This window comes from Thermorhabdus hydrogeniformans (genome assembly GCF_049310025.1).
Classification (GTDB): domain Bacteria; phylum Bacillota; class Thermosediminibacteria; order Thermosediminibacterales; family Tepidanaerobacteraceae; genus JBJYKD01.
In genome coordinates this window covers 97,785-108,415 of the sequence record NZ_JBJYKD010000010.1, presented here as the reverse complement: position 1 = coordinate 108,415, position 10,631 = coordinate 97,785, and the positions used below count along the sequence as shown (strand labels likewise).

Sequence of the window (10,631 nt, the reverse complement as noted above, 5' to 3'; positions counted from 1 at the left end):
AGAATACCATAAAGGGCAGAATAACTTAACTTGATGTTTTCAACCCTATCAAGAAGCTCCTGAAAATGTTTAAAATTGGCGTCTTTGTAAACGTCAGACATTTTAAGATTGATAATTTTTTGTTTGAGTTCCTCTGGGATAGCATGAGCGGGTTTACGACCTTGATTTTTATGGATAAGTGCCGCAACTCCGTTTTCCTTCACTCCTTTTCTCAGGCGTATTACCTGGCGTGCACTCAGGTCTAAAACCTCCGCCGCCTCCCTGACAGTCATAGTACCTTCAAGAGTCTTTTGAATAACAGTGTATCTTTTTAGTTGTTCTTGAGACATTAGATAACGCACCTCATTCCCCATAGTGACATTTTATCACGATAGTCTACAAGGTGACATTATCATAAAATAACCACACCTTAAAAAACGCCCCGCTTGCAAAATAGACAAAAATAGGATATAATAAGTCAAAATAAAAATTCCATAAAGTTTAAATTTAGTTCGGGTTTTGAGATTGACAAAGGTCTAACAATTTTTTATAATATATTTATAATATAATAATAAAATAATATAATATAAACGGGAAGTATCATGAAGATACGCCAACCCTGCCATGAAGGTCTTTGGTGGATGAATCCGCCTGATCTGTCATGGCTTTTTTATTACATAATTATTAAATATTTTGTTTAAATTAATATTTTATTAAATTAAGGAAGGGTGTTTTTGCATGCACATACCCGACGGATTTCTTAATGCCAAGACCGTTGTCGCCACCGCCGCCGTCAGCGCCTGGGCTTTGAAGCATAATGTGGCAAAAGCAAAGGAAGAACTGAACGAAAGGGAGCTGCCGGCACTGGGGGTGATGTCTGCATTCATTTTTGCCGCTCAAATGGTGAACTTTCCGGTGATGGCGGGAACCTCAGGCCACCTGCTGGGTGCAGCCCTGGCCGCTGTGGTTCTGGGGCCGTACAGCGCGGGGCTCATCATTACCACCGTGCTAATAGTCCAGAGCCTGTTTTTCCAGGATGGGGGCCTGACCGCCCTGGGTGCCAATATTCTCAACATGGCCGTGGCGGCGCCGCTTGTCGCGAATTTCGTCTACAATTTCGTGAAAAAATTTAAGTTTGCGGGAAGCGGTACTGCGGCGACATTCCTGGCGGCATGGCTTTCAGTCATGGCGGCTGCCTTTATGACAAGCGTGGAACTCGCCTTTTCGGGAACCGTCTCGCTTGGGACGGTGCTGCCTGCGATGATGGTTGTCCACGCCGTCATAGGCATCGGTGAAGGGCTCATAACCTCTGTGGCGGCAGCCTACATCGGCAGGATCTTGAACTTAAAGGCAAAAGCCTGCCCAAATCCTGATGCGGGAGGTAGAGTCGGTTGAGGAAATGGGGAATAATTCTTGTGGCAGCGCTGATTATCGCAGCCTTTTTGTCGCCTTTTGCCTCCCCCCACCCGGACGGCCTTGAAAGGGTGGCGGAAGACCTGGCCTTTTCCGAAAAAGGCCAATCGCCGGCGGCCTGGTTTTCGCCCATGCCTGACTATACAATCACCGCCATACGCAGCGAAAAGGTGTCCACAGCGCTGGCGGGCATAGTCGGTACCTTGCTGACACTGGGGTTTACCTATGGTTTGACCAGGATTTTATCCGCACGTTGAGAATGATTTAACTTGAATTCGGCAATTAGATTTTGTTTAACCCGGGATTCCGGTGGTGAATCTAGCCGAAAGGCTTGATATGGGGCCGTGGATAGACCGATTCTCCTTCGCTGACTTCGGAAAAAGTTATTATTGTCAGGAGGTTTCTGAAGGCTTATAAGGATATTCCGGAAGTAATATCGATGATATTGCAGGGTATATATTAAACAGCAAAAATAAAGCGCGGAACAGAAGAGGAAAATCAAAAAAGATCGAAAAACCCGTTTTCAAGCCTTGAAGACGGGGCTTTTTATTAAATCCAAATTTAAAATACTTGCCACACAATCATCTTTGAAACATGCCGCTATAGACAGATGCTTCTTTTATGTTTATAATAATATCCGGCCTTTTGATTCAACATGCCGGGAGCCAATTATATGGAACGGCTTGACTGGCAGGCTCTTCATGCTTTTGCAAAAGGCCGGTAACTCTGATTCAGTAATAATAATAAACTAAAGGGTGATGTGTCATGGAACTCTGGTTTTCGGAATCCCAGTCTAAATCTCTCAAATACTCTTACAGGGTAAAAGAGCTGCTGGCCTCAGAGAACACCGGGTATCAAAAGCTTGCCGTGTTTGAATCGGAGGAATTGGGGAGAATTCTTACTTTAGATGATGTTGTTCAGCTAACGACCCGGGATGAATTTATTTATCACGAGATGATCGCTCATGTGCCCCTTTTTACACACAAATCTCCCGAACGGGTTCTGGTGATTGGGGGCGGAGACGGCGGCACCATAAGGGAAATTTTGAAACACCCCGTTAAAGAGGTTCATCTGGTCGATATAGACAGTCGGGTTATCGAGGCTTCAAAAAAATATTTTCCATCGTTAAGCTGTGGTTTTGAAGATCCGAGAGTAAAAATATTTGTTGAAGACGGTCTGGAGTTTGTGAAGAAGCACGGCGGTTACGATGTGGTTATAATCGATTCCACAGATCCTGTCGGCCCTGCTGAAGGCCTTTTCTCTAAAAAATTTTATGAGGATGTTTTCCGCTCTTTAAACGGCGACGGCATTATGGTTGCCCAGACCGAGTCGCCGATTTTTGAAGGTGATTTTATCAGGAGAGTTTACCGCGATATCTCCTCCATATTTGCTTTCACCAGCGTTTACACTGCCGTCATTCCCACTTATCCGGGAGCTTTATGGACATTTACGATGGGCTCCAAGACGGTCGATCCTCTGTTAAAAGACATAAATGAGATACCGGATATTCCAACGAAGTATTATTCAAGGGAAATTCACAAAAGCTGTTTTTGCCTGCCGCCGTTTTTACAAGAGTTGATTTCAGGATAAATGCTTAAAAGAGGGGGATTTTTATCCCCCTCAAAATTATTTTACCGGCCCGCCGGGGGTTGGGAGGAACCTTTTGCAACGGGGCTTCCGCAAGAGTCAGATTTTTTGAGACAAGGATTGACAAAAAAATAACAAAGATGTAAAATGTGAATAAAATAACAAAGTTTTTAAGGAGGGGTACCTTTGCCCTTCGCCATAGACAAAAGGGAATGCATTGGTTGCGGTTCGTGTTTTATTTTATGCCCCTATGATGCCATAGTTGAGGTAACGCACAGGGATGGGGGGCTTTATAGGATAGACGAAAAAGCCTGTATGGAGTGTTCTCTATGCTTTAACTGCTGTCCGCTGAAGGCGATTAAATCTGTCGAGCAAACCTGTGAAGGGGGTGAAACACATGACTGATTACGTAAAGACCGTATGTCCTTACTGCGGCTGCGGCTGCGGCATCAACCTCCACGTGAGAGACGGAAAGGTGGTCCGCACATCGCCTGCCGTGGCGGATTCGGTAAACAGGGGCGTGCTCTGCATCAAAGGGATGCTGGCTCACGAATTTATCCATTCGCCCGGGAGACTGCAAAATCCCCTGATAAAGAGAAATGGGCGTTTTTATGAAGCCTCTTGGGATGAAGCCCTAAGTGTTGTTGCCGACAAATTTTTAAACGTGAGAAAGGAGCGAGGGGGCACCGCCTTTGGAGTTTTAAGTTCCGCCAGGGCCACCGTGGAAGAAAATTTTCTTATCTCAAAATTCGCCAGGGCGGTGCTGTCCACCAACAACATCGACCATTGCGCCCGGCCCTGACACGCCGCCACAGTGGCCGGTCTGGCCGAAACGATGGGTTCGGGAGCAATGACCAACTCCATTGAAGAGATACCCGAAAGCGATGTCATATTTATTTTGGGTTCAAATACCGTGGAACAGCATCCCCTTATCGCATCAAAGGTCATAGAGGCCGTGAGAAGAGGTTCAAAATTGATTGTGGCCGACCCCAGGAAGACCTATCTGGCCGAGAGGGCATATGTTCACCTTGCTCTTCTTCCCGGCAGCGACTCTGCGCTCATTAACGCCATGATGAATGTAATTATGGAAGACGGCATCTACGACCGGGATTTTGTTGAAAATCGCACCGAGGGGTTTGAATCCCTGGAAAAATGGGTGAGGGAGTGGCCGCCCGAAAGAGCCGCCCGGATAACCGGAGTTCGTGCCGATGATATAAGAAGGGCGGCACGGGTTTACGCCGAAGCCGATAAGGCCGCAATCCTGTACTGCATGGGGATAACCCAGCACATATGCGGCACCTCCAATGTTATTGCCCTGTCCGATCTGGTTCTGCTTACCGGAAATGTGGGAAAGCGGGGGGCGGGCCTTTATCCCCTGCGGGGTCAAAACAACGTGCAGGGAGCCTGCGACATGGGGGCGCTGCCCGATGTGCTCACCGGTTACCAGAAGGTCTGGGACCCCGCTGTGAGACAAAAGTTTTCCACGGCGTGGGGAGCGGAGATACCGGCAGTTCCCGGGCTGACGATGGTGGAGATGTTCCAGGCGGTACTTGACGGCGACATCAGGGCCATGTATATCATAGGAGAAAATCCGGCCCTGAGCGAGCCAAATCTGCCCCATTTCAGAGATATCCTGGAGAAAATAGAATTCCTTGTGGTGCAGGATATATTTTTCACCGAGACCGCCAAATTCGCCGATGTGGTGCTGCCGGCCGCATCCTTTGCCGAAAAAGACGGCACCTTCACCAGTACCGAGCGGCGGGTCCAGAGGGTGCGCAAGGCCATAGAACCGGTGGGAAATTCAAAACCCGACTGGCAGATAATAAAAGAACTTTCCGCTTATATGGGTTATCCCATGAATTACAACCATCCTTCCGAAATAATGGACGAAATAGCACAACTTACTCCTTCTTACGGCGGGATATCTTATGAACGGTTGGAAGGCCCGGGCATCCAGGTGCCGTGTCCGGATAAAAACCACCCGGGCACCCCGTACCTGCATAAGGATTCCTTCGGCAGGGGAAAGGGCCTGTTCATACCTGTGGATTACATTCCTCCGGTGGAAGAACCGGACGGGGAATTCCCGCTGGTGCTGACTACGGGCAGGGTCCTCTATCACTACCACACCGGCACCATGACGAGAAGAATCGATTTTCTTGAAAAAAAATGCCCGCAAGCCTATGTGGAAATAAATCCGGAGGATGCGGAAGAGCTTAATGTAGTTGACGGCGAAAAGGTTTGCGTAACGTCCAGGAGAGGCGGGATAACGGTCCGGGCGAAGATAACCGATAAGATAAGAAAAGGCGTGGTGTTTATACCTTTTCATTTTGCCGAAGCGGCCGCCAATGTCCTGACCATAGACGCCCTTGACCCCAGAGCCAAAACACCGCAGCTCAAAGCGTGTGCTGTCAGAATAGACAAGAAGGGGGATGAAGATGCGGCTGATTGACATAAGCGAAGATCTGTGCAAGGGGTGTACGCTGTGCTCCCGGGCCTGCGGGGTCGGAGCCTGCCTGGGGGAACCGCTTATTCCTCATAAAATCGATGAAAAGCGGTGCGTAAACTGCGGGCAATGCGTGGTGACCTGCCCTACCGGCGCCGCCGTGGACCGCGGGGACCTGGAAAAGGTGAAAGCCGCACTGAAGGACCGCAGCCTTTACAGGGTGGTGCAGAGCGCACCGGCGGTGAGGGTGACGCTGGGTGAAGAATTTGAAATGGAGCCGGGAGCCGTAGTCCCGGGCAGGATGGCCGCAGCTTTGAGGAGGCTGGGCTTTGACCGGGTGTACGACACCTGCTTTGCAGCCGACCTTACGGTGATGGAAGAAGGTCATGAGCTGCTGGAAAGGCTGGAAAACGGCGGCCCCCTGCCCATGTTTACATCCTGCTGTCCGGCCTGGGTGCTTTTTATGGAAAAAAACTACCCCGACCTGCTTTGCCACCTTTCCACATGTAAATCCCCCCAGCAGATGTTCGGGGCCCTTGTCAAAACCTGCATGGCGGAGAAAGAGGGGCTTCACCCGGAGAGGATATTCCTGGTTTCGGTGATGCCGTGCACCGCCAAAAAATACGAGGCGGAAAGGCCGGAGATGAAAGCCAGCGGCTGCCGGGATGTGGACTCGGTCCTCACCACAAGGGAACTGGCGGAGCTGATAAGGCAGCAAAATATCGATTTTACCGCTCTGCCGGAAGAAAGCTTTGACATTCCCTTTGGAGAATACACCGGAGCCGGGGCTATCTTCGGAACCAGCGGCGGCGTAATGGAGGCGGCTTTGAGGACGGCCGTAAAGAAGATAGAAGGTTTCCCCCCAAAACTTTCCTTCTACGAGGTCCGGGGGCGGGAAAATTTCAGAGAAGCCGGCATAAAAGTGGGCGGTACCGAGCTAAAAGTTGCGGTAATCCACGGCCTGAAAAACGTCGTACCGGTTCTTGAGGAACTGAGAAAGGGAAAGTCTCGATATCACTTTATCGAGGTCATGAGCTGTCCTGACGGGTGCATCGGAGGCGGAGGGCAGCCGCGGATTCCAAAAAGATCCGTCAGGCAAAAAATCATTGAGAAAAGGGAAAGAGCCGTCTATTACTATGAACTGGGGCTTCCCAAAAGGGAGGCGGGCGATAACCCTTCTATAAAAGCTGTGTACCAGAATTTTTTAAATAAGCCTCTTTCCCAAAAATCCCACGAACTCCTGCATACGACTTACACCGACAGGAGCGGAATATTTTAACCGGGAGGATGCAGAATGTCAAAAATTGATACCAGAAAGCTCACTTATATGGCGATGTTTGTGGTGCTCAATATAATTCTCACTCGTGTTGCCAGCTTGAGAATTGCCATAGGCGGGGTTGAGGCGGTGAGGATTGGCTTTGGAGGGTATCCCATCATCCTGTCGGGAATCCTTCTGGGCCCGGCGGCCGGTGGAATAGTGGGAGCTGTGGGCGATCTCGTCGGATACGGGATAAACCCCATGGGGCCATATATGCCGCACTTTACGCTGACGGCGGCACTTACAGGCATTATCCCGGGCCTTGCGATAAAAATTTTTAAAAACGACGAACCGTCCCTGTGGCAGATTTTCCTTGCCATAGCCGCAGGTCAGATCATAACATCAATTTTGCTGGTGCCCTACTTCCTTTACAGGCTCTTTGGAATACCGCTTGTATATAAAATGACAACCGCAGCTTTAAATCAGTCTTTTAACATACCCATATACACCGCCTTTACAAGGGTTCTGATGAGGAGAATAGATTTGAGGCCGGCTCTTTCAAAAAGCCGGCTGTGATTAATTTTGCGAGGACTGCGTGTCCTTTTTTTATTTTTGATATTGACAAAAATTTATCAAACTAGTATTATAAAGATAATAGATTTTGTGAAAAAATTAACAATATGGAAAGAAAATCGAAGAGGGGATTTCATATGGTCAAGATTCTCTTTGACAGGGACCTCTGTCTTGGCTGCAAGAGTTGCGAACTTGCATGTGCGGCAGCGCATTCAAGGTCAAAAAGTTTAATTGGAGCCATAAAGGAAAAGAAATTATCTAGAATCCGCATTAAGATGAAAAGCGGCAGGATAAAAGTTGAGCAGTGCATGCTCTGCAAAAACCCAAAGTGCATTGAAACCTGCCCCACAGGAGCCCTTTACAAAGATAAAGACGGCACGGTAAAAGTTAATTACTTTACATGCACCGGATGCGGCCTTTGCAAGCAGGCCTGCCCCTTTGGGGCCATTGCACTGCAGACTTTTCCCACTTTGTGCGACAGGTGTGCCGAGGCCGATGAGCCGCTGTGCGCCAGGTCATGTCCGACAAAGGCTTTGAAGGTTAGAGCAGTAAATATAGTCTGAGGTGATTTAAATGCATAATGAGTACGTGTGCGAAAGCTTTGATCCCGCGACGGTAAAATTGCTTAAAAAAGCCTGCGAAGACCGGGTGGAGACCGTCTGGGACAGGGCCCGGGCCATGCAGCCCCAGTGCGGCTTCGGCGAAATGGGTGTGTGCTGCACCAACTGTTCCATGGGCCCGTGCAGGATTGTTAAGATATCCCAGGACGGCCCAAAAAAAGGCATCTGCGGTGCGACTGAAGACACCATAGCCGCAAGAAACCTGGCCAGGGCCATCGCCGCCGGTGCGGCGGCCCATTCCGACCACGGCAGGGATATAGCGCATGCGCTCCGCAACGCATCGGAGGGGATGGGATATGATATAAAGGATGTGGAAAAATTAAAGTCCCTTGCCGGAGAATGGGGAATAAGTCCTGAGGGCAGGGATGCCAAAGAGCTGGCGAAAATGGTGTCCGAGGCGGCTCTGCAGGAATTCGGGAAACCCTCCGGTCATCTCCGCTTTGTAAAGAGGGCCCCTAAAGGCAGGATAGATGCCTGGGAAAGCATGAATGTCATTCCACGGGCCATCGACAGGGATATCGTGGAAGTCCTCCATTCCACACATATGGGGTGTGATGCGGACTACAGGAACATTATAAACGGTGCGGTAAGGGCCGCCCTGGGGGATGGCTGGGGAGGGTCCATGATAGGGACAGAGCTTTCGGACATACTGTTTGGAACCCCTGAGCCCCATGAGGTGGAAGCAAACCTGGGCGTGCTGAAAAAGGATTCGGTAAATATAGTGGTTCACGGCCATGAACCCACCCTTTCCGAAGCCATAGTCGCGGCGGTAAACGATCCGGAGCTTGTTGAACTTGCTAAAAAACACGGCGCCGAAGGAATAAATCTGGTGGGCATGTGCTGCACAGGCAACGAAATTGCCATGCGGCACGGCATCCCCATGGCGGGAAACTTTTTCCAGCAGGAACTGGCCGTAGTTACCGGAGCGGTGGACGTGATGATTGTGGACGTCCAGTGCATAATGCCCTCCCTGGTTCAGGTGGCAAGGTGCTATCACACCAAATTGATAACCACTTCTCCGAAAGCTAAAATCCCCGGAGCCATACATATGGCTTTCGATGAGAAAAACGCCGTGGCTTCCGCAAAGAGAATTGTGCAGGAAGCTGTTCGCAACTTTAAAAACAGGCGGGATGCTGTACTCATACCGGATGAAAAATCAAAAGGTGTTGTGGGTTTCAGCGTGGAGGCCATAATAAGGGCCTTGGACAGGGTGACCAATACTTTTGCCCATCCGGCGGGGACGGTAAAGCCTCTGGTGGACGCCATTAAATCGGGAGTCCTGCGGGGGGCGGTTGCCATAGTGGGCTGCAACAATCATAAAGTTCCTCATGACAGGGGCCATGTGGAGCTGGCAAAAGAGTTGATTAAGAACGACGTGCTGGTGGTAACGACGGGGTGCGGTGCTCATGCATGCATAAAAGCCGGCCTTATGACCAAGCAGGCCGCCGGTTTATGCGGCAAAGGCCTTGCCACCGTTTGTGATCTGGTGAAAATACCGCCGGTGCTTCATATGGGTTCCTGTGTGGATATAAGCAGGATTTTAACGCTGCTTTCAAAGGTTGCGGACTACATGGGAGCGGACATCAAAGACCTGCCGGTGGCGGCGGCAGCCCCCGAGTGGATGTCGGAGAAGGCATTGTCCATAGGCACCTATGCCGTTGCCTCGGGAATATACGTAGTGCTGGGGGTAGCGCCTCCCGTAACGGGGTCCGACAACCTTACCGGGTACCTCACCGGCGATATTGAGGAATTTTTCGGCGGCCGCTTTGATATAGAACCCGATCCGGTGAAGGCTGCCGGGAAAATAATGAGGCATATAGAACTGAAGCGAAAGGCTCTCGGGATATAGGATTTACGAACATTACGAGACATTGCCTTTTAAAAAAAGGAGGTCAACCGCGGGAGGTTAATGAAGAAGCGGTCAAAGGAAAAGGATGAGCAGAGATGAAAATTGCCGTTTCTGGGAAAGGCGGTGTCGGCAAGACGACATTTGCCGGCATACTTTCAAAATTATATGCGGCCGGGGGATATAAGGTTCTGGCCGTGGATGCCGATCCGGATTCCAACCTGGCTTCAGCCCTTGGGTTTCCGCCCGATGCTTTGAATAAAATTACCCCGCTTTCTGAAATGAAGGATTTAATCGCTCAGAGGACTGAAGCGGTACCCGGGGTTTTTGGACAGATGTTTAAGCTGAATCCAAAGGTCGACGATATTCCCGAAAGGTACTGCGTGGAGCACGACGGGGTAAAGCTCCTTGTGATGGGAACGGTAAAAAAAGGAGGCACCGGATGCATCTGCCCGGAGCACGCCTTTTTGAGGGCGCTTATGCAGCATTTATTGCTGGACTTGCGGGAAATCCTGATAATAGATATGGAGGCCGGGATAGAACACCTGGGCAGGGCCACAGCCGATGCGGTTGAAGCCTTCATCGTTGTTGTGGAGCCGGGTCTGAGGAGTGTCCAGACACTGCACTCCATTAGCAGGCTGGCTGGAGACATAGGAGTTAAAAAGATTTTTGCGGTTGGGAATAAAATCCGCAGCGATGAAGAAAGAAATTTTATAACAAATTCCTGCGGCAGGATACCGGTGCTTGGATTTATGTCATACGATTCCGGGGTTGCGGAAGCAGACAGGCTCGGAATTTCCCCTTACGAAAAATGCGAAAAAACGGTTGAAGAAGTGAGATTGATAAAGGTGCGGCTGGAAGAACTTTTAAAAAAGTAACTTTATAAGACATGCAAATATAGTGTCAGTCCCA

General features: G+C 49.7%; 11 protein-coding genes. 10 read left to right on the top strand and 1 reads right to left on the bottom strand.

What is annotated here, in order from left to right:
* Positions 1-353, bottom strand: a 353-nt coding sequence (locus ACKX14_RS07340; RefSeq protein WP_422446168.1) for a helix-turn-helix domain-containing protein, incomplete at its 3' end; no start/stop codon positions are given.
* A gap of 364 nt (positions 354-717) precedes the next feature.
* On the opposite strand from ACKX14_RS07340, the gene ACKX14_RS07335 reads away from it, so the two are divergent.
* The 10 genes from ACKX14_RS07335 to ACKX14_RS07290 all read left to right on the top strand — a co-directional run bounded on the left by ACKX14_RS07335 (position 718) and on the right by ACKX14_RS07290 (position 10,597).
* Complete coding sequence (locus ACKX14_RS07335) at positions 718-1,374, top strand: energy-coupling factor ABC transporter permease (RefSeq protein WP_422446167.1); 657 nt, start codon at positions 718-720, stop codon at positions 1,372-1,374.
* Positions 1,371-1,649, top strand: a complete 279-nt coding sequence (locus ACKX14_RS07330) for a PDGLE domain-containing protein (RefSeq protein ID WP_422446166.1) — start codon at positions 1,371-1,373, stop codon at positions 1,647-1,649. Before ACKX14_RS07335 ends, ACKX14_RS07330 begins: the two co-directional genes overlap by 4 nt.
* Before the next feature lie 508 nt (positions 1,650-2,157).
* Positions 2,158-2,982: a polyamine aminopropyltransferase gene (gene speE, locus ACKX14_RS07325; RefSeq protein WP_422446164.1), complete on the top strand. Its 825-nt coding sequence runs from the start codon at positions 2,158-2,160 to the stop codon at positions 2,980-2,982.
* Positions 2,983-3,165: 183 nt separating this feature from the next.
* The gene (locus ACKX14_RS07320) at positions 3,166-3,384 is read left to right on the top strand and encodes an indolepyruvate ferredoxin oxidoreductase subunit alpha (RefSeq protein WP_422446162.1); all 219 of its coding nucleotides are present in this window, start codon (positions 3,166-3,168) and stop codon (positions 3,382-3,384) included.
* A complete protein-coding gene (fdhF, locus tag ACKX14_RS07315) occupies positions 3,377-5,428 on the top strand; it encodes a formate dehydrogenase subunit alpha (protein WP_422446160.1) in 2,052 nt (683 codons plus the stop codon). Before ACKX14_RS07320 ends, fdhF begins: the two co-directional genes overlap by 8 nt.
* A complete protein-coding gene (locus ACKX14_RS07310) occupies positions 5,415-6,701 on the top strand; it encodes a [FeFe] hydrogenase, group A (protein ID WP_422446158.1) in 1,287 nt (428 codons plus the stop codon). The genes fdhF and ACKX14_RS07310 overlap by 14 nt, the downstream gene beginning before the upstream one ends.
* A gap of 15 nt (positions 6,702-6,716) precedes the next feature.
* Positions 6,717-7,256 carry a folate family ECF transporter S component gene (locus ACKX14_RS07305; RefSeq protein WP_422446156.1) on the top strand — a complete coding sequence of 180 codons (540 nt, stop codon included), beginning with the start codon at positions 6,717-6,719 and terminating at the stop codon, positions 7,254-7,256.
* A 134-nt stretch (positions 7,257-7,390) separates the two neighbouring features.
* Positions 7,391-7,816, top strand: a complete 426-nt coding sequence (locus ACKX14_RS07300; protein ID WP_422446154.1) for a 4Fe-4S binding protein — start codon at positions 7,391-7,393, stop codon at positions 7,814-7,816.
* Between the two features lie 10 nt (positions 7,817-7,826).
* The gene (cooS, locus tag ACKX14_RS07295) at positions 7,827-9,722 is read left to right on the top strand and encodes an anaerobic carbon-monoxide dehydrogenase catalytic subunit (RefSeq protein ID WP_422446152.1); all 1,896 of its coding nucleotides are present in this window, start codon (positions 7,827-7,829) and stop codon (positions 9,720-9,722) included.
* Positions 9,723-9,817: 95 nt separating this feature from the next.
* Entirely contained in the window at positions 9,818-10,597 is a 780-nt protein-coding gene (locus tag ACKX14_RS07290) for an ATP-binding protein (protein WP_422446150.1), read from the top strand.
* Positions 10,598-10,631 lie beyond the last annotated feature (34 nt).

Coding starts and splice junctions, on each gene's coding strand:
- ACKX14_RS07335 (WP_422446167.1), top strand. CDS start 718: ATGCACATACCCGACGGATTTCTTAATGCCAAGACCGTTGTCGCCACC.
- speE (WP_422446164.1), top strand. CDS start 2,158: ATGGAACTCTGGTTTTCGGAATCCCAGTCTAAATCTCTCAAATACTCT.
- ACKX14_RS07310 (WP_422446158.1), top strand. CDS start 5,415: ATGCGGCTGATTGACATAAGCGAAGATCTGTGCAAGGGGTGTACGCTG.
- ACKX14_RS07305 (WP_422446156.1), top strand. CDS start 6,717: ATGTCAAAAATTGATACCAGAAAGCTCACTTATATGGCGATGTTTGTG.
- ACKX14_RS07300 (WP_422446154.1), top strand. CDS start 7,391: ATGGTCAAGATTCTCTTTGACAGGGACCTCTGTCTTGGCTGCAAGAGT.
- cooS (WP_422446152.1), top strand. CDS start 7,827: ATGCATAATGAGTACGTGTGCGAAAGCTTTGATCCCGCGACGGTAAAA.
- ACKX14_RS07290 (WP_422446150.1), top strand. CDS start 9,818: ATGAAAATTGCCGTTTCTGGGAAAGGCGGTGTCGGCAAGACGACATTT.